Consider the following 24,225-nt stretch of genomic DNA (forward strand, 5'->3'; position numbering starts at 1 on the left):
GCCGGGTTCGGCACAGAACCCCATTCAAAAAATTAAAACGCTACAACGTGTCGCTTATAAAGAGTATATCCGGAATCCGCGGAACAATTGGAGGCAAAACTGGAGAAACGCTATCTCCCGTTGATGTGGTTAAGTTTACAGCAGCTTATGGAACGATCCTTAAAAAAGCAGCGAACGGGTCAAAAAAAATAAAAGTGGTGCTGGGACGCGATGGGCGCATCAGCGGCCCCATGATCAGCAGCCTGGTTACGGCAACGCTTAGCGGTTTGGGAATTGACGTAGTAGACCTTGGGCCCAGCACTACCCCCACAGTGGAGATTGCTGTACCCCTGGAAAAAGCCGATGGCGGTATTATTTTAACCGCAAGCCATAATCCGAAGGAATGGAATGCACTTAAATTGCTGAATAGCGATGGCGAATTTATTTCGGCCGAACTGGGCAGGGAGTTGCTGGAGATTGCCGCAGCCGAAAACTTTGAATTTGCCCCTGTTGACAAGCTGGGAAAAATTGAGCAGAACGACACCTATATGCAAAAGCATATTGACGCCATACTGGCCTACCCGCTCGTGCAAAAAGAAGCCATTGCAAAGAAGCATTTTAAAGTGGTGGTAGACGCCATTAACTCTACCGGGGCCATCTTTGTTCCGGCCTTGCTGAAAGCCCTGGGTGTAGCGGAAGTGATTGTCCTGAACGGGGACGTTACCGGTAATTTTGCCCACAACCCCGAGCCGCTGCCCGATCATTTAACAGAGCTATCAAGTGTGGTAGTGAAAGAAAAAGCAGATTTGGGTATTGCCGTAGATCCGGATGTGGACCGTCTTTGTTTTGTAAATGAAGATGGCAGCATGTTTGGAGAAGAATACACACTGGTGGCCGTAGCAGACTATGTCCTCACCCAACGCAAGGGCAATACCGTAAGCAATATGAGCAGCACCAAGGCATTAAAGGAGATCACGCTTAAGCACGGTGGCGCTTATTATCCTTCTGCCGTTGGGGAAGTGAATGTGGTTGCCAAAATGAAATCTATGGATGCCGTTATTGGCGGTGAAGGTAACGGGGGTATTATTGTACCCGATTTTCATTACGGCCGCGATGCCCTGATCGGGATTGCCTTATTCCTGAGCCATCTGGCCAACCAAAAGGGCGGCATCAAATCGCTCCGCGGCATGTACCCCGATTACTTTATCAGCAAAAACAAAATTGAGCTGGACAAAGACACCGATCTCCCATCGATTTTTGCCCGGATTAAAGAGAAATACAGCAAGCTCCCCCTGAATGACGAGGACGGCCTGAAGATTGAATTTAACGAGGATTGGGTGCATTTAAGAATGTCGAACACCGAGCCCATCATCCGTATTTATTCCGAAAGTGATTTTGAGGTAAAAGCCCGCAATATTGCACAGAAACTGATGCAGGATATTAAGGAATGCATGTAACACGGAGCGTTTAAGCCGTTTCATGTTCCAGGTTTAAAGTTTCACGTTGGAACCAACCTGAAACCTGGAACGTAAAACTTGAAACTCCAACCCGTGTAGTCTACAAAATCAATATGCCATAGCTTCCTTAACTTTGCAGATCGTTTTGCCACCGGGTAAAAGGAAGGAAAATTCAATGGAAAAGATATATTTAGACAATGCCGCAACCACTTGCCTTGACAAGGAAGTACTGGATGCGATGCTCCCCTACATGACTACTTATTTTGGTAACCCTTCATCGGTTTATTCTTATGGCAGAGAAACCCGCCTTGCCGTGGAAACCGCGCGAAAAACAGTAGCCCGTCATCTGAATGTAAAGCCCGGTGAGATTTTTTTCACCTCCGGCGGAACCGAAAGTAACAATACCGCCATCAGCGCTGCCATCAACGACCTGGGCTGTACCCATATCATCACTTCGGCCATCGAGCACCACGCGGTGCTGCATACCGTAGAACACTACTGTGATGGCCAAACCATTACCCACAGCCTGGTAAACCTGTTGGCGGACGGACATATCGACCTGAAGGACCTGGAGCAACAGCTGGCGTTGCAGGAACGCAAGTGCCTGGTAACCCTGATGCATGCCAACAACGAAATCGGGAACCTGCTGGCCATGAATGCCGTAAGTGCGCTCTGCCGGAAATATGGCGCCATTTTTCACTCGGATTGCGTGCAAACCGTGGGTCACTACCCGATTGACCTGCAGCGGATCGATGTTGATTTTATTTCCGCCTCCGGCCACAAATTTCACGGGCCAAAAGGAGCGGGCATCTTATATGTAAACGGCAAGCTTCAGATAAAGCCCTTTATTTTCGGCGGCGGGCAGGAACGTAATATGCGCGCCGGTACCGAAAATGTATATGGTATTGTGGGCTTTGCAAAAGCGCTGGACCTGGCTATGCTCCACTATGAAAAAGAGGCCGCCTATATTAAAGAGCTGAAGCAATATATGGCCACGCGCCTGCAGGAAAAGATTCCTACGGTTATTTTTAACGGTGATGCTTTGGGCAGTTGTTTGTATACGGTGCTCTCCGTTTCCTTCCCCCAAACCGAACGTTCGGAAATGCTGTTATTCAACCTGGATATTCACAATATCTGTGTTTCCGGGGGCAGTGCCTGCAGCAGCGGTGCCGCCCAGGGCTCACATGTAATAGCAGCTTTAGACACTGCTGCGGACCTGGTCCCGGTACGCTTTTCATTCAGCAAGCATAATACAAAGGAAGAGATCGACCACACAATTGAGACGCTGACAGCGTTAATATGATGCTTATACCACCGAGCCTCAGAAGCACTGAATGTTTTATGTTTTATCTCGCGCAGACCTCCCGGTCTGTGCGGAGCCGTCATTAAACCGCAGCATAGCAAAAAGTAACAGCACTGCACAGGTCTGCTCCTGTGCAGTGCCCTGCCGCAGAACTGCGCAAGATGTGATGACTTATGAGCATTCAATGTCGGTTCCTTAGCAATTTTCATGGTTGCCACTGAAACACTGCTTCCTTGTGTTATAACTTTTGCGATTGCCACTGATAGCGCCTGCGGCACCGTCCCTGAGGTATTTTTGGTCACTGTTAAAATTCCCCCGGATCTATGCATCAATGGCCTCAGGGAAACGGCATTTTGCATTCAGCGTTTCCCATTTTGCGTTCAGCATTCAGCGTTCAGCCATCTTTTTGTTTTTGTTCCGGTCCGCTCATAACAAAAACCGGTAACTCCATGCGTTGCGAATTCCCGGACATTCAGGGCTGTCGCACTATACCAAAAATAGAAAAGCTGCCTCTATACAGAGACAGCTTTTCTATTTTAAGTCTTATTCTTTCGTCAACAATCCGGAGATTGCTGATTGGAATGAATCTTATTTCTGAGACTCAGCGAAGCGAGCCATAGCAGCACCATCATTTACGTTGATGCCTTTAGCAGCAGCGCTTTTTACAATTTCTCCGGGAACCGCCAGAACCTGAACCTGAACCAAAGGCTGGTTAAACCATTCTTTAGGCTTACCGTTTACGATATCAATTCTTGGAACTGTGTTCGCATTTACACCGCTGGTGGGGATTGCATAAGTAACACCGTCAATTGTAGCTGTTAACTCGTTTGGAGCACGGTAGTATACGTTATTAGCAATACCGGCGATCCAATGAGGAATGGCTGTATTTGTAGTGTTGTAAGCCCAGTTTCCAAGGCTTCCGCCATAATAGCTATCTCCTACAACATTCAGTGAATTGTTGGGGTTAACCAGTGTAAGCGGACCGTAAGGAACCAGGGTTGCAGTATTGGACCAGTTAGAACCAGAAGCGATATCCCAGTTCAGAACGATTTCACCGCTTCTGAATTGCTGAGTGGCATTGGCAGTAACAACTTGGTCAGTACCAAGGCTCAGGATATTACCTACTTCACCCAAAGCTTTACCATTGGTACTGTTGGGGTGAACATTTGCACCACCTAAGGTAAACGGATTAGCTCCGAAACCGCCAGAAGGATAAGAACCGCCAAATCCTGGAACGTTTGCTGTCTGGTAGCTGTTCATGTTAGGACCATACCATGCTCCACCAACAGTATACTGATAGAGGTAGTTAGAAGTAAGATCTACCCAACCGATTTGAGAATTTGCACCAGACTCCCAACGAGGAGTACCTGTAGTTGCATCTACATAACGGTATTTCAGGAATACTTTACCATCTTGTTTGTAAGATTCGATCTTATTCATCAAACCAGGGATGGTGTTGATGTTGATCTTCGTTTGCGCCGTATACTTAACATGATACTCGCCGGTTGCATTCGCCTGAGCATCAGTCAGGGAAGTAATTACCACTTTCTTAGTTCTGTGGAACTCCAGACGATCACCAACAGCAGCAGCAGCCAGATTTACAGACTGATCTACAGCAGCATACGTAAGGTAAGTAAATGCATTACCATTATCTACAGTCAGACGATCGATGTCATCCTGTGTTAAAGTAAATTCCTGGTAAGGATTAGTGAAGTTTTGAGTATAACGGAACTTAGCACCAACTTTAGCAGGAGAAAGGAACCCACCAAATCCATATAATCCACTTGTTGCATTGGATACGATATAATCATAAACACCAGGAGCGCCAACAGGATTTGATTGGAAAATCATCTCACGGTTCAGACCCCATCCCGGGTATTTGCTGATGCGATTCAGATCGTCAGCATTCAGGAAATAGCTGGAACTGATTTTTACATCACCCCATACATAAGAAGTCCTTTGACCGTTCTTTCTTGTATTAGCTACTTCGTTAACATTTTCCAGACCACGGGTCAGGTAGTAAGTACGGGCTGCATAAGCAGTTCCCAGAGGAACCTGGTTTGCAGACCATGTACCGCCTGTAGCATTGGAAGAGCGGGGACCGTAGAAAGTAGAAGTATTCGTGTCAAAATAGAAATCACCTTCGGCATAGCTCATGGCTACAGGAGCGCCAGCGCCATAATAGAAGGAAGCACCTTTTGCACCAGTAGCACCAGTTGCGCCGGTAGCACCAGTTGCGCCGGTAGCACCAGTAGCACCAGTTGCGCCGGTAGCACCAGTTGCGCCAGTTGCACCGGTAGCACCAGTTGCGCCGGTAGCGCCTTTAGCACCATCAAGGCCGTTTAAAGCAGTACCGGTACCCCAACCTGTAGCAGTTTTAGGGCCATAAAGCGTTCTGGTAGTTGCGTTGAACCAATAGTCGCCTACGTTACCACCTGGGTCAGTCGTGCCGTTAAAAATTTTTGTTCCATCAGCACCTTTAGCACCAGCAGCGCCAACCGCGCCAGCAGCGCCTTGGTCGCCTTTAGCGCCGGTAGGACCTGTAGGACCCGCAGGACCGGTGTCTCCTTTTTTACAGGCATCCAGACCTGTAAGCAGGGAGGCCAGAACTAGGACGGATAAGAATGTACGTCTCATAAAAGTTTAATTTAATTTTATTGACTAGTTAATGATTAAATAATGCCTACTCTAAAAACTGCTTTTCGGCTTACGCAGGGTTGATTTTTTTATTATCGCACAAGAATACGATGTTCTGTTTTTACTTTTAATAACAAAGGACATAAAGTGATTTTTAAAGGACGAAACAACATTAAAAAACAATTCGTCCTTCGTTTTTACGATTGTGGGATACGATTTTATACAAACGGCTCATGCCAATTTTGCTAAGCGATTTGTTAATTTCACCCCCATTGCTCAATTTTAACTTACATTCTTTGTTAAACACATCACTGTCAAGGTATACGATTTTTGAAATGTTAATAATGGTGCTTTTATCAATCCGAACCAATTCTTTGAGGTGAATCCGCTGGTCGATAAACGTGATGTTTTCATTTACGGTTTTTTGAGTTCCGTCTTTAAAAGTGATCTCGCAGATATTCCGGTTGGACTCCACAAAAAGAATATCCCGCTGATTTACATACAGCAGGGAGCGATTAGCCTTTAAAGTAATAAAATGATCCTCGATCACTTCCTTTGCTTCCTCATGCAACAAACCAATTACCCGGCCCATGGATTTCCGGAGATCATTGGAATTGATAGGCTTCATGATCAATGAGGTAACGCCCATGTCGATGATATTCTGAAGCTGGTTGAGCTGGTTGGGGGATGCGGTTACCATGATCTTAACCCGGAGAATCTTCTGGTTGACCAGGTTTTCAATAATCTCAAATTCTTTGTTCTTCAAAAGCCTGAGGTCGAAGATCAGGATATCCGGGCGATGCATGAAAATAGCGCCAATAGCCTGTTCCATAGAGGAGCAATACTCCAGGAATTGCAATTGGCTATCGGTTACAGTTTCCATTTTAAATTTCAGCAAGTTCCATGAAACCCTATCCTCTTCAACAATCTGAATTTTAAAACTCATAGATAATCACAGCTTGTTTAAATGATTGTTTTTCGCAGTTATGTTTTACAAATGCCAACGAGCCCACTACCTTTACCCCATAACAGAAAAAAACGTATTGGTAGGTGCAATATATATCAACTTTTAAAAAAATATTAACTTTTCCCTATGTTTTTTTCCTCCCTTTCTTAAATAGTTGATTCTTAATACATAATTGATTGTTGGCTATTTCGTTCCGGTTTCAAGATTGCGGAAGGGTGGTTTAATGTGGTTGAAGATCGTTGAAGGTTACAACGGATTGTATACTATTGACTATTAACTATTGACTATTGACTATCAGAGCGCAATGTCACCATTTAAAAGGCAAAAATTCATCCCCCAAAATAGTTCTTTCCGGTCGCAGCTTCGTTTCAAGACCTGTCCCGCTCTGCGGGATTTCCACATCTCCACATTTTCAAATTTTCAAATTGCCTATTCACTACGTCAATGTCGCTTCTTTTTTACGTTCTCCGATCTGCTGGCGCCACATTGCATAATAAAGCCCCTTTTGTTCCAGCAGCCCCGCATGGTTTCCGGTTTCCACAATTTCGCCTTTTTCCAGCACGTAGATCCGGTCTGCATGCAGAATGGTACTTAACCGGTGGGCAATCAGCACCGTGATCTGGTTCTTTTTTGAAGATACCAGCTTGATGGTCCGGGTAATCTCTTCTTCCGTAATCGAATCCAGAGCGGAGGTGGCTTCATCAAAAATCAGCAGATGCGGGTGCCGCAGCAACGCGCGGGCAATGGCAATGCGCTGTTTTTCGCCACCGCTTAATTTGAGCCCTCCCTCTCCAATCACCGTATCAAGCCCCTTTTCGGCACGCTGCAGCAAACCGGTGCAGCTCGCCTTTTCCAATGCATCATCCAGCTCGGCAACCGTTGCGCGGGGGTTCACGAACAACAGGTTTTCCCGGATGGTACCGGCAAAAAGCTGGGTATCCTGTGTTACAAAACCGATCTGCACCCGCAGCTGCTCAAAATCGATGGCATCGCCATCTACATGGTCATAAAGGATCTTGCCTTTTGCCGGACGGTACAGCCCCACAAGCAATTTTACCAACGTGCTTTTCCCGGACCCGCTGGGCCCTACAAAGGCAATCGTTTCTCCCTTCTGCACCGTAAAAGAAATGTCATTTAATGCATTGAAATGCGCCGTCTGGTGCCGGAACACCACGTGGTTGAAATCGAGGGTTTCAATCATCCCGATCTCCCGCGGATTGGCCGGCCTTGGCTCTGCCTTTCGCTGCATCAGCTGATGAAAGTTATTCAAAGAAGCTTCGGCTTCACGATAAGAAATAATGATATTGCCGATTTCCTGCATGGGGCCAAAGATGAAAAAACCATAAAAGGAAAGCGATAAATACTGCCCCGGGGTAATGGCGTCCTTAAAAATGAGCCATAGCAGGGTAAATGCAATCACCTGCTGTAAAAAGTTCACCATGGTACCCTGTATAAAACTCAGCGCGCGGATGCTTTTTACCTTTTTTAGTTCCAGCCCCAGTATCTTAAAGGTATTATTATTGAGCCGCTGCACTTCCTGTTCTGTTAACCCCAGGCTTTTTACAATTTCGATATTGCGCAAACTTTCGGTTGTGGTTCCTGCCAATGCAGTGGTTTCCTTTACAATGTTTTTCTGGATCACTTTGATCCTCCGGCTTAGCAAACTGGTAACATAGGCAATGGCAAAAATGCCGATGGCATACACGGGCATAATGGACCAGTGCAGCTGGAATGCATACACAGAAACAAATACAATACTTACGATGATGACAAAGAAAACATTAATAAAGCTGGTGATAAATTTTTCCGTATCGGTACGCACTTTTGTCAGGATCGAAAGCGTTTCCCCGCTTCGCTGGTCTTCAAAATCCTGATAGGGGAGCCGCATGGAATGTTTTAAACCATCGGTAAAAATAGTAGCCCCAAACTTCTGGATAATCACGTTTACAAAATAGTCCTGGAAGGCCTTTGCAATACGGCTTACCATGGCGGTGCCAATCAGCAGCATCAGGAAAAAAAACAAGCCCTGGCGGCCATTGCCTCCAAAAAGATATTGATGCTCCGTGCGCGGCACCGTTTTTTCCGCATCGAAATAATGCGGGTTGGTGGCAAAAAGATCTAGCAGTTTTCCGCTGATCATGGGGGCAAAAAGCGAAAAGACCTGGTTTACCGCTGCGAGGAACAATGCCAGCACCACCAGCCAGCGATAGGGTTTTATGTATTGTAGCAGGATGCGCATAGCGTATTCAATAATAAAAATTGAATGGCAAAATTGCACCCTATTTTTAACAACAAAGAATTTAATTTATTGGTGTTTGTTGATAGACCATTGCAGGTTGCCTGCCGCAAGCTTATGATGCGGATCTATCGCTAAAGCCTGCTCACAGGCTGCCTTCCCTTTATCCCACTGCCCCAGGCTGTTATAAGCAGCCCCCATATTGCTATAGGCGTCTGCGTACGCAGGTTTCAGCGCCAGCGCTTTTTTACAAGTTTCAATGCATTGATCAAATGCGCCTGCATTGTAGTACACAAGACTCAGGTTGAGATAATCTTCAGCCGATTCTAATGTTGCAGGCATCGCGCTACTGGCGGGGGATACTGTTTTTTTTGTTTTGGAAGCCTCTAAAAAAAGCTGCGCCTCCGGGTCACCGGGATTCACCAACAATACATGTGCAGCCGTCCGGCCCAAATCGCTCCACAAACCCAGGGCCTGATAGGCGCCCATGGCCGCATCCAATGCAATCATAGAATTAGCATTTAAAGACAAAGCCTTTTCTGCATTCGCCTTTGCCTCCTGCAGCGCTCCTATTTGCAGCAGATAACGCGCATAAAAAGCGTAGGGGGTAAATTCGGCAGGCGCCAATTGAATGGCGGTGTTGAAGTAATTGCGGGCATCGGCATCCCTGCTCATTCCCCCACTTGCAATACCCATGTTGATAAACAGTGTGCTGTAAGCAGGTGTCAGTTCCTGCGCTTTTTTAAAGTTGCGCATCGCTTCCTCATAGTTCCCCCTGCCCATAAGTGCAAGACCATAGTTCATCCAGCCTCTTCCATTGCCAGGGCTCTTTTCCGTAACATCTTTCCACAGGGATTCCTCCGTTTTCCATACCTGGTTTCGTTTATAAACTCCATAGGCATTCAGACCCAGAATCAGACAGCAAAGGACTCCTGCTACACGCGGACTTATGCGTACGCTGCTGCCCTGCTTTGCCCCTTTTAGAACCAGCAATGCCAGCGCCGTTACCACGCTCAGCGATAAACCGGTAAAGGCAAAATACATCCGGTGATCGTTCATCACCTCGGCCATGGGGCTAACTGAGGTTGGCAATAAAGAAGCGGCAAACCAGATGAGACCCAGCGCCACCGGCCTCGTTTCCTTTTTTTTGGAGCATCTGAAAATGGCTATAACCAGGAGTACCACAAAAGCCAAACCGGTTAAAATACGCCCATCAAATATGCTGGTAATAACGGGCAGATCCGTATCTGCGCTTAAGTGCAGCGGCAGAAAAAACGATTTAAAATACAGGAACCATACATAGGTTTGGGTAAGCCAGTAATAGCCCGCCGGGTTCGACATCCCATAATCCCTTGATGCAGCAGATATTTTTGAAAGCGTATAGACCTGCAATGCCGCCAGGATGAGGATCATGGGAAGGAGCGTATAAAAAATCCGCAGCACGGTCCGAAAATTCCGCTTTTGAAAAACAGCCCGGACAGAAAGGTTCTTCTCAAAGAAAAGAATATAAAAAAACAAAATGGCAAGAAGCGAAATCACGGTTTCCTTGGTAAGCACCGCCAGGATGGCGGGCACCATGTAAAGAAACCACTTCCGTTTTTGAGGAAAAGCTATATAGATATAAAAAGAGGCCGCAATAAATGTGGTTGACAACACATCGGACCTGGAAATAATATAGTTAACCGTTTCCGCTATGGCCGTATGAAATCCGAACCAGGCTGCGGCAAACAATGCAATATAAGGCACCCATTTGTGCTGCATCGAAGCAGCCAGCAGCTTTCTATAGGTTAAAAAAAGAAGGACGCAAAGAAGGATATGCCAAAGAAAGGTAGATAGTTGGAACGCAAAGGGATAAAGTCCCCCGGCCAGCCAGTAATCTACCGCCAGTGAAGTGGTCACAACCGGTCGCAGCCATTTATGATTGGGGCTGTTGCTGAACATATCCGGATTGGTAAAAAAAGCAGGAATATTGCTTATTTTGCGAATGGCTACGTTGTCTTCAACGGTGTGGCTATCGTCAAAATGAAAACCATTATTAAAATGATTGGCATAAACAAGGATTAATATTCCCAGTAAGACAAACCCGGTTATCCGTAATTTTTTATCAGGCTTCATTTTCGACGGTTGTTGATGGATTCTGAATGTTATGTTGATCTTTTTTTTCAGCTGCGCCCGCCTTCATTAATGCTATTTCCTGCGTAAGCCGGGTTATATGACGCTGCAGTTTTGAGTTAGCTATAGAAAGGTGCAACAGGTAGATGAGAATAATAAAAATAATCGTTGCAAAACCGAGGTTCACCGGTTCATATACCCCCAGCAGATGCGCCACCGCCTCAAGCCCCCCTGCCCATATAGAGAATATTAATAAAAGTCCGCCGCAGATCCACCAAACCAGCGCATACTCTTCTCTCAGCTTTCCCCTGATGATCAGCCGGGAAGTATAAACCAGGAATAAACAATTAAGTACAATAGCTATAATCTGAATTCTGCTCATAAAAACAGGCTTTAGAGTTTTCTAATATAGGAAAAGAACATGCTTAAGGTCACTTTTATAAAATAATAGAGGGACGCAAAGCTGTTGATGGATGATTTTCCTCCGAGCCGCGGGCTCATGACCACCGGAATTTCTTTAATGGAAAGTCCGGCTCTTGAAAAAAAGACCAGGGACTCCGGTTCCGGGTAATCATCCGGATAATGCCGGGCAGCCAGTGCAATGGCTTTTTTACCAAGCAACCGGAAACCGGAAGTACTGTCGTGGATATTTTTGCCAGTCAGGATCCGGTTGAGGCCATAAAAATACCGGATGCCGATTCTTCTGAGAAAAGAAGTTTGAAACCCTTCCCTGGTAAGGAATCGGGAGCCGATCACCACATCTGCATTGTACCGGCTCATGGCCGCCAGGTGTTTCACGATTTCCCCCGGTGGATGCTGCCCATCGCCATCCATCTGTATCGCCAGGTCAAAGCCCTGCTCCAGCGCATAGCGGATGCCGGTTTGCACCGCCCCACCGATTCCCAGGTTATTGACCAGGTTGAGTACCCGTACATTGTGTTGTTTTGCCACGGCAGCCGTCCTGTCGGAAGAGCAGTCGTTCACCACCACCGGCACATATTCATATCCTTCGGGAACAGCCGTATTTTTCAACTTTTCCAAAAGCTGGGGCAGTGTTGTTTCTTCGTTAAAGCAGGGTATTATAATCAGCAGTCTGGAAACCATAGCCGCAAAACTAACAGAAAGCGGGGAAATTACCGTTGCGATTGTAAAATAGGCCGCCTTCCTATCCTGCACACTCCTAAAAACACGATTTTGAAATGACGCTGTTTCTGCGTATATTCATTTAATAATATATACATAATAATGAAGGTGATATTATGTTTTTGATTTGATAAAAAGGATTTTGCCAAACATCAGACAAAAAAACGGCCCTGTTATACGCCGGAAGAATTTTTAGCATCACGGAAATAAAACAAAAAACCAACATGAAATACAAAATACTAACCTTGCTGCTTATCTGCCATTTTGCTGTTTTAAAAGCACAAATTCCACCATCGCTACACGGCTACTGGCAGTTTTCTGTAAACAAACCGGGTAACTGGAACGGGTTTCAAATTGCCAGTGATTACGTGGAGTATTATTACCAGGCCTACGCTTTGGATAGTATGGGGCAGACCGGAAATCATCTTACACTTTTCCTGCGCTCCGCCGATGACAAAAAACTGGAGCTATTGGTATTAAACCCAGACCCGCAAGCAGGAAAATTTCAGTTCAGCGCCCGCAAGGATACATTAACCTGCAAAAGATTTGCCTCGAACCCCGACCTGGCGGCTGTAGAAAGCCCGGGGCCCGGATGGCTGCATAAAAAATGGGCAGGTGCAAACAATACGGACGAGCGCCTTGCTTTTGGTCAAAACAGTATCACCATTCATGAACAGAAATGGGACATTGATCAGCTGGGTCATTACCAGGTATTTAAGGAGCAGTATTGGATACTGGCACACAACGGCAAACAGCACCGGATCTTTTACCTTACACCGGGGAGCAGAAGCCTGAAACTGGTGTATGACCTTAAAACATTTTATTATGCGCCACTGGCAAAACACCCTGAGGTATATTCCTTTCTTGGCAACTGGTATCATCCGCAGACGAACGAATGGAGCTATGGTTTTTTTGAAGACTTCTCAATTATCAAAGGTGCTTTCTGGAATTACCAATCGGTTAAAAAGAAAAAAAACGATATTGTTCTGACGCTTCAAAACCAAACAGGCGCCTTGCGGAAGTTAACCATAAAAAGGGATAGTGCGGGGATTATGATAAAGTCAGCAGACGGGAACCAGTATATCCGGTATAAAAAAGTGGACCAGTTCCTGCCGGATTATACCACAGCCGATCATACTGCTTTTTACAACCCGGAATTTAAGAAAACCGATACGGCATTCATTACCGGGTACCTTAGAAATAACAGTATGGAAAAGCCTTTTTCGGCGAGCGTTCAAAACTGGGCAAAAGGGGAAACTGAAGAATTTTTTGGCGATGTGGATAGCCTGGGAAGGTTTACATTGAAAGTGCCGCTGTTAAATACTTCGGAGGTATATTTAGACTGGGAGCGAAGTTATATTGCAACGGTACTGGAGCCGGGCAGAAGGTATTTTTTGTTTCATGATCTGCAAAAAAAAGAAACGGTATATTACGGCTCGGCACGGATACAAAACGAACTGGAAAAGTACCGGCACTTTATTTCTAAAAACAACATCAACCCTAAAACAACGGCAGGCTGGAATGCAAAATACAATTATGAAAACTCCTTAAAGGGTAATGATTATCTGCACCTGAAGCTGGCACAGCTGGATAGCCTCCAGGAGATCAACAAGCGCTACCTGGCAGCCTATCCTGCGGCATCACAAAAGCTGAAATACTTTGCCAATAAAAGCACGGATATGAGTATTGCGTTTGACCTGATGCAAAAACGTTTTCAGTTAGACCGGAAACACCATGAACGATTTCCGGCAGCGTATATGGCAACCGTTAAAAACCGCTTTTTTTATAACAATGTAGCCCCCCTTAGCTTAATACAGCACAATGCATTTTTTTTGAGAGATTATATCGACTATACCTTGGATGACTATTTCCCTGGCAGGTCAAGATCCGTTTACAATACTGATGTGGTTAATATCCTGATACAGGAAGGACAAATACACGCAAGCGGGAACGTAAAAAGCTACGCCGCATTTAAAGCCATGAAAAGCCTGGGAACACTTACTCCCGGGGATTCAATAAAAATGGAACTGCTTGTTGCTGCGGATTCAGCCATTGCAGGTAATTACAATAAACTCCAAAAAGAAAACCAGTCATTGATTGAGGAACGAACATTGCTGGAACTTTGGGTTATAAGACAACAGCGCGCGTATTCCCAATACCTGCCCCAAACCATGACCGACCTGTTTACCCTGGCCGCGCTCAATGGGGTTGTGTTCAAAAGCCGGCCGGTACCCATAAGCGAAGGAAATTTAGCCATTGCATTAAAGCCCCTAAAAAACATCTTTTTAAAACAACAGACTATTGCCGCCAATAATCAATTGAAAACGCTAACCGGGAGCCCCTTAAAATACAGGGAAAATTTAAAAAGAACCGAACACTTAAAAGGCTCGCAGGACGCGGACAAACTGCTTGCCGAAATATTAGCCCCCCACAAGGGCAAAGTGGTATATATTGATTTTTGGGGAACCTGGTGCGGCCCCTGTGTGGCCGAAATGGCGCATGTACCCACCGCCAGAAAAGCGTTGGAGGGAAAGAATATGGTGTTCATTTACTTCGCCAACAATACCCCCGGGAAGGCCTGGGAGAACTTTATAAAACAAAAAAACCTGGAAGGCAAGAATGTTTTTCATTATAATTTAGATACGGAGCAGCAGTACAATATTGAAAAACGTTTAGGCGTCAACAGCTTTCCCACTTATATGCTGGTGAACAAAAAAGGCGCGTTTGTAAATATGGATGCACCCCGGCCCAGCGATCTGACGGGGCTCACAAAGGCAATTGATCAATTGGCGGAACAGGATTAGTTAGGGTCTGCTGAGTAAGTCGAAATTCAACAAATTTCATCGTAATTCGGGTTTATTTGTGCTCTGATCAGTTCATGCATCCGCACTAAAAATGCCAGTTGCCGCTGTGGTGAAAGCGCAGCCTCCGGCTCATCCAAAATATAGAGCCCCTGGCCGTGAAACCGGTGCATCATTAAAGAAAAAAAGGATTCTCCGTGGGATTGCTGGTGCAACGACTTATCGCCATATTGCCGCAGCAATCCAGGCTTTTCTGTTTCCAGGTCATCAACATAAGAAGCGGCCGCACTCCTCACGAACCGGGTTCTGCATTCCCCGTTTTAAATTTCTCATTTTACATTTCTTATTTTACATTCCTTATCCCGCCCATCCCGCCCGGTCCAGGCTCCGGTATTGAATCGCTTCTGCAAGATATTCCGGCTTAATGTTTTCGGATCCCTCAATATCGGCAATGGTACGTGCCATCTTTAAAATGCGATCATAGGCCCTTGCTGACAGGTTGAGTTTTTCCATCGCCTTTTTCAGCAGCGCCTGTCCTACCTGGTCAACAACACAGATTTCCTTTAACTGCCGGCTGCTCATTTGAGCATTGCAATAAATCCCGGGCTGGTCTTTAAAACGGTCCAGCTGTGCTTCACGGGCGCGGATCACGTTTTCCCGTATTTCCTCAGAGCTCTTCTCGCGGTGAGCGGTGGTGAGCTCATTAAAATGGACCGGTGTTACTTCCACATGCAGGTCGATCCGGTCCAGCAATGGCCCGGAGATCTTGTTAAGGTATTTCTGCACTGCGCCGGGCGGGCAGGTACATTCCCGCTCCGGGTGATTATGAAACCCGCAGGGGCAGGGATTCATAGACGCTACCAGCATGAAACTGGCAGGAAAATCGACAGCCATTTTTGCTCTTGAAATGGTCACTCTTCGTTCCTCCATAGGCTGACGCATCACTTCCAGAACTGCACGTTTAAATTCCGGGAGTTCATCCAGGAATAAAACCCCATTATGGGCCAGCGAAATTTCCCCTGGTTGCGGCGTGCCTCCCCCACCCACCAGGGCTACATCGGAAATAGTGTGGTGCGGAGACCGGAAGGGCCGCCTGGAGATCAGTGTGGCGTTCTCTGGCAATTTTCCGGCAACAGAATGGATCTTGGTGGTCTCCAGCGCCTCCTGCAAGGTCAGCGGCGGAAGAATGGTGGGCAGGCGCCGGGCAAGCATGGTCTTTCCCGCACCAGGCGGGCCAATGAGCAGCGCATTATGCCCTCCTGCCGCTGCAATCTCCAGCGCCCGCTTAATATTTTCCTGTCCCTTTACATCCGAAAAGTCGATATCGAAATCGTACTGCGAATAAAAAAATTCATCGCGGGTATTGACCGCCACGGGTGTCAGCCCCTGTTCCCCATTCTCAAAAAAATCAACGACCTCCTTTATATGATCCACCCCATATACCTGGAGGTTGTTTACCATCCCCGCTTCCCGGGCATTTACCTTTGGTACTATCAACCCTTTAAAGCCCTGCTTACGCGCCTGGATGGCGATGGGCAATGCACCTCTGACGGAACGCAACGCCCCGTCCAGGCTCAATTCACCCATGATCACATAGCCTTCCAGCGCTGCTGCATTTTTTAATTGTTCGGTTGCCGCCAGTAACCCGATGGCGATCGGAAGATCAAAAGCCGTTCCGCTCTTTTTTATATCGGCAGGCGCCATGTTTACCACCACCTTGGTCCGGGGCATTTCAAATCCATTCGTTTTGATGGTGCTTTCCACCCGTTGCCAGCTTTCCTTAACGGCACTATCCGGCAGGCCAACGATCATGGGGTCTTTGCCCGAGGGCATCCAGTTAACTTCTATAATGATGGGGATGGCTTCTACCCCATAAACGGCGCTTCCATTGATTTTCACCAACATGAAATGAAGTTAATGCATTTTAGCCAAACCGGTTGGCAAAGTTCCCCTGAAGGATCCCTCTAAACTGCATATTCGGGAAGCGGCCGCATCGTCCCGTATCCGGGGCGTCCCCCGCTTTACTTGCCGGCTGTTTCTTTTTTCAGTTTCAGCAGCTCCGATTTCAGCATTTCAATTTCCTGCTGCTGCTGCTTGATGGAAGCTACCAATACCGGTATCAGCCCCGCCTCATCGATTGTGGGTACTTTAACATCCCGGTAGGCATTCTTACCAAACATATAGGATACTTTTTTTTCCTTAACAAGCCCTGGAAATACCTTTTTCATATTGTCATCCATAAAACCGTACTGTGCCCCTTCGGCCAGCTTCAGGTATTTATAATCCTTCGCTTTGTATTCGAACTGCCGGGGCTCCAGCTGTACAATCTTCTGCAATGGATTTTCAATTTCGGTCACCCGGGTTTTAAGCTCCTTATCCGTTAAGGTTTGCGCACCCGCAACAGCTGTCAAACTTAAAAAAATAAACGCACCCAGTGCACGCACAACAATTTTGTGGTTCATCATGATATCATCAATTAAATTAAAGAAATAAAAAATAAGATCCGGAACATTACATCCCGGTAAATATAAAGCGGTCTTTAAACCGCCGGCCGTGGAGGTGGTGTGGGAATGGGGCTGTGAAGCGGATGCACATAGGGCTGCCGGAAAGTACCGAACGTTTTTACAAAAGAGGCTCCCGGGATCAGTTCAGCGCAGCTATCATTGTGAATAAATTCCTGTTCAGGCAGCAGCTCCCAGATCTCGCAGGTATTCTTATCCATGCCGGCATCGGCCGCAAGGGCCATATCTTTCGTCTTTACAGACTTTTCATACATCCGAACGATGTCGGGAGAAAAAGCTGCAAAAACGATTACCAGCATTAAAAATCCGGCAACAATATATTGGAGCAAACCGGTCATAAATGCCGCAAAGATAGCTGAACCCGCCAAAGCACACAAATGGTTGTACAGGAATTAACATATGAATTTATCCCTGCAAACAGGGGGGACTCCATTTAAAAATATCCTATTTTGCAGCCATGGAAATAAAGATACGCAGGGCCGCAGCAGCCGATTGCAAACGAATACTGGAACTGGTACAGGAGCTGGCTCTCTATGAAAAAGCCCCGCAGGAAGTTACAGTATCCCTGGAGCATTTTACGGAAAGCGGATTTGGTCCAAACCCGGTTTGGTGGGCTTTTGTAGCGGAAACGGAAAGCGGGATTGTGGCTTTTGCGCTTTACTATATCCGCTTTTCCACCTGGAAGGGGCAGGCCATGTACCTGGAAGATATTTTGGTAACCGAAGCCATGCGCGGTCATAAGATCGGCGCCCGGTTATTTGACCGGTTATTTGAAGAGGCAAAAGAAAAGGGGCTCAGCCGGATCTGCTGGCAGGTGCTCGACTGGAATGAGCCCGCTATTAATTTTTATAAAAAATACAATGCACAGTTTGACGGAGCCTGGATCAACTGCGCCGTTTCTGTTTAATGCGCCGGAACCGCAGGCTATTTTTTAACCGCAAGGTGCGCAATGGCTTTTTACAATTAATCCCCCAGCAAACACGCAATTAACACCTCAAACGCAACGTTCGCAACGGCGTTTTTTAAACACACCTCCGCGATCATTGCGATCACCTTGCGAACCTTGCGGTTAACGCCCAAACAAGGACACGAAGCATTCGATAAACCCGTTGCGCCTTTGCATGAAATAAACCACCGGGCCGCCACAAACACACTCCGATATCAAAAAGCATACACGGCCGCTAGTAAAAAGGTACCCGTGCTTTTGGTTCCATCACCGGAATTTTTAATAAAAATGGGATCCTTTGCACTATCGACCCTGAATTCAGGAATGATGGTTAATCCACCGGCCGGCTTAATATTCAATGACAAAGTGCCCTGTACCACAGAAGTGCCCAATAAAGCGCTGCCATCCGGGTTCGTGATCATACCCTTCCTGTCATCAAAATATTCGCCGCGCAGCGTAATCCCAAACTTTGCAGAAGGATCCACATTGACATATAATGCAGACCCCCACCAGCTTTGGGAAGACAGGTCTTCAGGCTTTGCCATCTTCACAGTGCCATCATAACCCAGCGAAAGCAGGCTATTGACCTTTGCAGTGGCTGTTAGTCCCAATTGGTTGAACGCAACGCCGGCCGTATCTTTTCCACCTACATAATTCAGGTAGATATTTACTTTTTCGGACGTTTTGCTAAACTGCCCGATAATAAACTTCTTATTCCATGGAGCAGAAAGATAATCCGTAGGATTGGTAACCCCTGCCATAAGACCCAACCCTTTGCCCAGTGAGAAATCGGCCTTTAGCCCGGTATGGGAGAAAGGACCGTAAGAAAACATATAGCTCATGCTATAATTCCGGTTCAGCTGCGGGTCCAGCAGTTCATACCCCAGGTGCGTCCCCCATTTTCCAGCAGAGAATTTAATAGCATCTGTAGGAGCATAGGTAATATATGCCTGTTTAATGGCCTGTGCAATGCCGGTTTCATTATAAGAAAACTCTCTTGCTCTTGTACCAAAACCCAGGTCAACCACCACTCCGGCCCGGCCTTTGGTATAGCCGGCTTTCAGCGATGCCATGCCCAGCTCAAACGAGTTGTGCGAATTAGTAAAACTGGTAAAATTATTTGCCTGCTGAACAGACTTTGCATGATTAAAGTTAAACCGGTAATATGCGTCAACAGAACCATTCACCTGCAGATCGCCTTTTTTCTCTCCCCCGCTGGTGGTTCCATCCTGGGCAAATAAGGCTCCGGAGATAAAGATCGTTTTTGTAAGCAACAGAATTTTTCTCATTAAATAAAATTTTAATTTGTTTTAAGTCCTATTTATTAATTTTCAAAAAATCAGGCTTTTCTGATTCGTTTTTTATTGTATATCAGTTATTTAAAATGAATATATTTCATAAAACGACTGCTATTAAGGTCATGATCCGGTCTGTTTCTTATTAAAAGAGATAATAAGAAAAACATTAAATATTTAATTTATATTTATAATACCGATATAAAAATATAAAATATTTATTTTTATACAAACTTAACAATACATATTTTTTATTATAATTTGTATATATCGTAATTTAATTCATATTTGCCGGGATATTTTTTTCTTTGGCCGTTTGCGGACTTATTTTCAACTGCTATCTTTGCCGCCTTCCCGAAGGGGTTCTTCGGGCAAAAAAAATTACATGGCAAATACAGCAGACATCAGCCGCGGCATGATTTTGAAGCTCGATGGCAACCTTTATTCGATAGTTGAATTTGGCGAAAACAAAACTGCACGCGCAGCAGCGAAGGTGTGGGCCAAGCTAAAAGGTGTGGATAACAGTCGCACTATTGAGAAGACATGGAATTCAGGGGATACGATCTACCCTGTTCGGGTTGAAAAAAGAGCCTACCAATACCTGTACCAGGATGAAACCGGCTACAATTTCATGGATAACGAAACTTTTGAGCAAATGAGCGTTGCAGAAAGCCTGATTGATGCACCGCAATTTCTGAAAGAAGGACAGGAAGTTGGAATCGCCATCAATACCGAAACCGAGCTTCCCGTTAGCGTGGAGCTTCCCGATAAAATTGTAATGCTGGTTACTTATACCGAACCCGGTCTGCGGGGCGATACTGCAACCCGTACGCTGAAGCCGGCCACCGTTGAAACCGGTGCTACTGTAAATGTGCCACTGTTTGTGAATGAAGGAGAGCTCATCCGCGTAAATACAAAAACCGGTGAGTATGTGGAGCGTGTAAAAGAGTAATACAAAATATCCCTGAAAAATGGCTTAAATCGACCGATTTTAAGCCATTTTTCATATAAACAGGGTATTTTCCTTAAAATATCGCAGAAATGCTATTGAATTCTTTACCTTAGCTTTTCACATTTTTATGTTGATTTTCTGTTAATGGTTACTAATAAAAGAACCCAAACTATTTAAAAATCTTGAAGAATTATGGACTTTAAACAAATCCAGGAGTTGATCAAAATAATCAACAAATCCAATATCGGCGAACTAAGTATTGAACAGAAAGATTTCAAGATCACCATCCGCCAAAAAGAGGAGCAGGTGACCCAGGTGGTTACAGCAGCGCCTGTACAGCTTCAGCAAGCCCAGGTACCGGCGGCATTACCGGCCCAGGCAGCTCCCGCCGCACCCAAAGCCGCAGAAGTGGCGTCCAACACCATTACGATCAAAAGCCCGATGATTGGTACTTTTTACCGCAGACCGGCTCCGGATAAACCCAATTTTGCAGAAGAAGGCGATATATTGAGCCCCGGTAAAGTGATCTGCGTTATTGAAGCCATGAAACTCTTCAATGAAATTGAAAGCGAAGTGAGCGGCAAAATTATTAAAGTACTGGTGGATGATGCATCCCCCGTTGAATTTGACCAGCCGTTGTTCCTGGTAGAACCATAATTTAATTTGATAATTAACCAATCTGAAGATTTGAAAATGGAGCGCTGTTTTCAAAATACTCTGATTGGTTTTTTATTTTCAAATTGGCATCTTTTCAAATTATCAAATTAGAAACATGTTTAAAAAAATATTAATTGCCAACAGGGGCGAAATTGCGTTGCGTGTGATCCGTACCTGCAGGGAAATGGGCATTCAAACCGTTGCCGTTTATTCTACTGCCGACAGCGAAAGCCTGCATGTAAAGTTTGCAGATGAAGCCGTTTGTATCGGAAGACCCGCCAGTGTTGATTCTTATTTGAATGTACCCAATATTATGGCAGCGGTGGAAATTACCAATGCCGATGCGGTACACCCGGGTTACGGGTTCCTTGCAGAAAACGCAAAGTTTGCCAATATCTGCAATGAAAACGGCATCAAGTTTATTGGCCCTACAGCCGAAATGATCAACAAAATGGGCGACAAGGTTACGGCCAAGGAAACCATGATCAAGGCCGGCGTTCCTGTAGTTCCCGGAGGTGAAGGCCTGCTGCAAAGCGTGAGCCAGGCTAAGGGTGTTGCCAAAGAGATTGGTTACCCGGTTATTCTGAAAGCAACAGCAGGCGGCGGCGGTAAGGGTATGCGCATTGTTTGGGAAGAAGCAGAAATGGAGCGGGCTTATGATACCGCCAAGGCCGAAGCAGCGGCTTCTTTTAAAAATGACGGCATCTATATGGAGAAGTTTGTAGAAGAACCCCGTCATATCGAAATACAGGTAGCCGGCGACCAGTATGGCACCATCTGCCACCTCAGTGAGCGGGACTGTTCCATTCAGCGGCGGCACCAAAAGCTGGTAGAAGAATCGCCCTCGCCGTTTATGACCGATGAGCTGCGCTATGCCATGGGTGAGGCGGCTAAGAAAGCAGCCGGAGCCATTGGCTATGAAAGCGTGGGCACGATTGAGTTCCTGGTAGATAAGCACCGGAATTTCTATTTTATGGAGATGAATACCCGCATCCAGGTAGAACATTGTGTAACCGAGGAAGTGATCAATTTTGACCTGATCAAAGAACAGATCAAAATTGCCATGGGCGAAAAGGTTTCCGGGGCTGATTATCTGCCGCAAATGCACGCTATTGAATGCCGCATCAATGCCGAAGATCCTTATAACGATTTTCGTCCCTCTCCCGGAAAGATCACCAACCTTCATGTTCCCGGCGGCCATGGGGTGCGGGTAGACAGTCATGTATATGCCGGGTACACGATTCCGCCTTATTATGATTCCATGATCGGCAAACTGATCACCGTGGCGCGCACCCGCGATGAAGCCATCAATACCATGTACCGGGCGCTGAGCGAGTATGTGATCGAAGGTATCAAAACCACCATTCCCTTTCACCTGCAGCTGATGCAGCATGAAGATTTCCGGGCCGGGAATTTCAATACCAAGTTCATGGAGAGTTTTGTGATGAAGAAATAAGCCCGTTTTATTTTAATAGTATTGCCGCAGCTGCTGTGTTAACAAGGTAGCTGCGGTTTCCTTTTTTATCACTTTTTCCCCGATAAATCCCCTTTCATATTCTCGACCCATTGCCTATTGTCCGTTCAATGTCGTTTCCTTAAACATCCCTGTTCCTCGGTTGCCATTTCCGACCGACAGATAGGGAAACTACAAGAAGTACAGCGCTTCTTAAAATAATCTGTATTGATAACAAAGAGCCGTTTCTTTAGTTTTCTTCCTACTTTTTTTCCCGATCAATCGCATGTGCGTCAGGTTAAGAACAGATCATGTTGCCATGAAATGTAGTACGGGTAAGCCTTTCGCGCCAAAAAGATCGCATCTTTTAATAGCAAACAGGCGCAGCGCGCCGTTGACCCTTATAACGATGAGCACCCAAAACATCCCGTAGCCGCAGCGCGGCGGTAATTTCCTGTGCACGGCTTGTACAAACCGCAATGATTACCGGTGCGCTGCACCTTTATTACCCGTATGGTCGTTTACTAACAGGATCAGCGCTGCGCTGCAGCTCCCGGGGCAAAAATTAACCTGACGCGCATGCGATCAATCGGGAATAAAAAAGCAGGCAAAAAATCTTGTCTGCAAAGAAGGCAAATCCCACCTGGCGTTCTTTCCTGTCACGGCTTCGTTTCAAGGCTTAAGGAAACGGTATTGATTGTCCGTTCACCATTCACCATTCACTTTGCCGCAGGGTCAAAATCCACCATCCATTCAATCCCATATTTGTCTCTAAACATACCAAAATAAGACCCCCAGGGGCTGTCTGCAATCGGCATTTCAATTTGTCCGCCTGCCGAAAGTCCATTAAATAACCGGTCGGCTTCCTCCTTGCTTTCTGCACTGACCACAATTTTGCTCCGGTTCTCATTTTCGTTTGTTCGTCCCATTATTTCGGGTACATCATTCCCCATCAAAACAGCTTTGCCAATGGGCAAGGCAATGTGCATTATTTTATTTGCTTCATTTTCTGCTACCTCAAATTCAGCACTGGCTATATCTTTAAACCGGATTGTTTTTGTAAACCCGCCGCCAAATACTGATTTGTAAAAGTTGAAGGCTTCTTCTGCATTGCCATTGAAATTAATGTGAGGATGGATCGTTGCCATAATTTTAGTTTTTTGTTATTCAAATGTACTGCCAGGCTGGAAAATAAAGGGCGGATGAATGTGTCAAAAGAGCGGGCGTTCTGCGTCAGAAGCAGCTTTACAAAGCCATTTAAGAAACGGGGCGTTCACTTTTCAAAGCTTTTTTTATCAACTGTCCGCTATCAACCAAAAAATGCAATAGCGTCACAAACAAGCCCGTATTAAAAAACATATATGCCAGGTATACAAAATAAGTAGTGCCGTTGCCGGGCCAAATATTAGCAAACGAACCAACTAAAAGGAAGGCAAGCACCTGTATCGCAGTAAAAAGAAGCATTTTCTTTTGTATCCCTAAGGATTTCTTTTTCTTTTCAGCAGATAAAATAATAAAATTATAGGGAAGCAAAACGACTAATAAAAAAAGGAAAGGCAGGATAAGAAATTTTCTCCATGAACTTCTTTGATACGCACCAAATGTTCCGCTATATATATGATGGTCATTCATTAATTCAATCTGTACAAAATCCCGAATGAATAAAACCATGTTTATTACAAAAAAACACAATACAATATTTATTATAATTCTCTTCATCAAGAAACGAAATACAACACTCACCCGTTCTTTTGGAATAAAAAAA

20 protein-coding genes are annotated in these 24,225 nt (G+C 45.6%); 7 read left to right on the forward strand and 13 right to left on the reverse strand.

Translation table 11 applies throughout. From position 1 onward, the window contains the following. Window positions 1-47: 47 nt before the first annotated feature. Together glmM and GGU45_RS11055 are read left to right on the forward strand one after the other, a co-directional pair. Window positions 48-1,436 carry a phosphoglucosamine mutase gene (gene glmM / locus GGU45_RS11050; RefSeq protein ID WP_435224698.1) on the forward strand — a complete coding sequence of 463 codons (1,389 nt, stop codon included), beginning with the start codon at window positions 48-50 and terminating at the stop codon, window positions 1,434-1,436. A 175-nt stretch (window positions 1,437-1,611) separates the two neighbouring features. Further along, window positions 1,612-2,739, forward strand: a complete 1,128-nt coding sequence (locus tag GGU45_RS11055) for a cysteine desulfurase family protein (protein ID WP_435224699.1) — start codon at window positions 1,612-1,614, stop codon at window positions 2,737-2,739. 588 nt (window positions 2,740-3,327) lie between these two features. Here GGU45_RS11055 and GGU45_RS11060 read toward each other — a convergent pair. The 6 genes from GGU45_RS11060 to GGU45_RS11085 form a co-directional block, all read right to left on the reverse strand. After that, entirely contained in the window at window positions 3,328-5,376 is a 2,049-nt protein-coding gene (locus GGU45_RS11060; RefSeq protein WP_435224700.1) for a hypothetical protein, read from the reverse strand. A gap of 172 nt (window positions 5,377-5,548) precedes the next feature. Beyond that, a complete protein-coding gene (locus GGU45_RS11065; RefSeq protein ID WP_435224701.1) occupies window positions 5,549-6,322 on the reverse strand; it encodes a LytR/AlgR family response regulator transcription factor in 774 nt (257 codons plus the stop codon). 457 nt (window positions 6,323-6,779) lie between these two features. After that, a complete protein-coding gene (locus GGU45_RS11070; protein WP_435224703.1) occupies window positions 6,780-8,582 on the reverse strand; it encodes an ABC transporter ATP-binding protein in 1,803 nt (600 codons plus the stop codon). 66 nt (window positions 8,583-8,648) lie between these two features. After that, window positions 8,649-10,694 carry a tetratricopeptide repeat protein gene (locus tag GGU45_RS11075; protein ID WP_435224705.1) on the reverse strand — a complete coding sequence of 682 codons (2,046 nt, stop codon included), beginning with the start codon at window positions 10,692-10,694 and terminating at the stop codon, window positions 8,649-8,651. Then, a complete protein-coding gene (locus GGU45_RS11080; RefSeq protein WP_435224706.1) occupies window positions 10,684-11,073 on the reverse strand; it encodes a DUF2304 domain-containing protein in 390 nt (129 codons plus the stop codon). The genes GGU45_RS11075 and GGU45_RS11080 overlap by 11 nt, the downstream gene beginning before the upstream one ends. Window positions 11,074-11,084: 11 nt before the next feature. Beyond that, window positions 11,085-11,867, reverse strand: coding sequence for a glycosyltransferase family 2 protein (locus tag GGU45_RS11085; protein ID WP_435224707.1), 783 nt, complete (start codon window positions 11,865-11,867; stop codon window positions 11,085-11,087). Between the two features lie 191 nt (window positions 11,868-12,058). On the opposite strand from GGU45_RS11085, the gene GGU45_RS11090 reads away from it, so the two are divergent. After that, window positions 12,059-14,638 (forward strand): TlpA family protein disulfide reductase, encoded by a 2,580-nt coding sequence (locus tag GGU45_RS11090; RefSeq protein ID WP_435224708.1) that lies wholly within the window; start codon window positions 12,059-12,061, stop codon window positions 14,636-14,638. A gap of 26 nt (window positions 14,639-14,664) precedes the next feature. Here the strand turns inward: GGU45_RS11090 and GGU45_RS11095 are convergent, their stop codons facing one another. The 4 genes from GGU45_RS11095 to GGU45_RS11110 all read right to left on the reverse strand — a co-directional run bounded on the left by GGU45_RS11095 (window position 14,665) and on the right by GGU45_RS11110 (window position 17,525). Further along, window positions 14,665-14,931, reverse strand: coding sequence for a hypothetical protein (locus tag GGU45_RS11095; protein WP_435224709.1), 267 nt, complete (start codon window positions 14,929-14,931; stop codon window positions 14,665-14,667). Between the two features lie 61 nt (window positions 14,932-14,992). Further along, window positions 14,993-16,540: a YifB family Mg chelatase-like AAA ATPase gene (locus GGU45_RS11100; RefSeq protein ID WP_435224710.1), complete on the reverse strand. Its 1,548-nt coding sequence runs from the start codon at window positions 16,538-16,540 to the stop codon at window positions 14,993-14,995. Window positions 16,541-16,656: 116 nt separating this feature from the next. Next, a complete protein-coding gene (locus GGU45_RS11105) occupies window positions 16,657-17,100 on the reverse strand; it encodes a tail fiber domain-containing protein (protein ID WP_435224712.1) in 444 nt (147 codons plus the stop codon). Between the two features lie 74 nt (window positions 17,101-17,174). Next, window positions 17,175-17,525, reverse strand: a complete 351-nt coding sequence (locus tag GGU45_RS11110; protein ID WP_435224714.1) for a hypothetical protein — start codon at window positions 17,523-17,525, stop codon at window positions 17,175-17,177. 89 nt (window positions 17,526-17,614) lie between these two features. Here GGU45_RS11110 and GGU45_RS11115 point away from each other — a divergent pair, with 89 nt between their 5' ends. Continuing rightward, on the forward strand, window positions 17,615-18,064 hold the full coding sequence (locus GGU45_RS11115) for a GNAT family N-acetyltransferase (protein WP_435224715.1): 450 nt from the start codon (window positions 17,615-17,617) through the stop codon (window positions 18,062-18,064). 254 nt (window positions 18,065-18,318) lie between these two features. On the opposite strand, the gene GGU45_RS11120 is transcribed toward GGU45_RS11115, so the two are convergent. After that, the gene (locus GGU45_RS11120; RefSeq protein ID WP_435224717.1) at window positions 18,319-19,392 is read right to left on the reverse strand and encodes a porin; all 1,074 of its coding nucleotides are present in this window, start codon (window positions 19,390-19,392) and stop codon (window positions 18,319-18,321) included. A gap of 391 nt (window positions 19,393-19,783) precedes the next feature. Here GGU45_RS11120 and efp point away from each other — a divergent pair, with 391 nt between their 5' ends. From efp to accC, 3 genes are all read left to right on the forward strand, one after another. Continuing rightward, window positions 19,784-20,350, forward strand: a complete 567-nt coding sequence (efp, locus tag GGU45_RS11125; protein WP_435224719.1) for an elongation factor P — start codon at window positions 19,784-19,786, stop codon at window positions 20,348-20,350. 192 nt (window positions 20,351-20,542) lie between these two features. Next, window positions 20,543-21,007 (forward strand): acetyl-CoA carboxylase biotin carboxyl carrier protein, encoded by a 465-nt coding sequence (gene accB, locus GGU45_RS11130; protein ID WP_435224720.1) that lies wholly within the window; start codon window positions 20,543-20,545, stop codon window positions 21,005-21,007. A gap of 115 nt (window positions 21,008-21,122) precedes the next feature. After that, the gene (gene accC / locus GGU45_RS11135; RefSeq protein WP_435224721.1) at window positions 21,123-22,463 is read left to right on the forward strand and encodes an acetyl-CoA carboxylase biotin carboxylase subunit; all 1,341 of its coding nucleotides are present in this window, start codon (window positions 21,123-21,125) and stop codon (window positions 22,461-22,463) included. A gap of 716 nt (window positions 22,464-23,179) precedes the next feature. Here the strand turns inward: accC and GGU45_RS11140 are convergent. Together GGU45_RS11140 and GGU45_RS11145 are read right to left on the reverse strand one after the other, a co-directional pair. After that, complete coding sequence (locus tag GGU45_RS11140) at window positions 23,180-23,608, reverse strand: VOC family protein (protein WP_435224723.1); 429 nt, start codon at window positions 23,606-23,608, stop codon at window positions 23,180-23,182. Between the two features lie 109 nt (window positions 23,609-23,717). Continuing rightward, window positions 23,718-24,131, reverse strand: a complete 414-nt coding sequence (locus GGU45_RS11145) for a hypothetical protein (RefSeq protein WP_435224725.1) — start codon at window positions 24,129-24,131, stop codon at window positions 23,718-23,720. Window positions 24,132-24,225: the final 94 nt, after the last annotated feature.

The organism is Niabella hirudinis (assembly GCF_051201075.1).
Taxonomy (GTDB): domain Bacteria; phylum Bacteroidota; class Bacteroidia; order Chitinophagales; family Chitinophagaceae; genus Niabella; species Niabella hirudinis.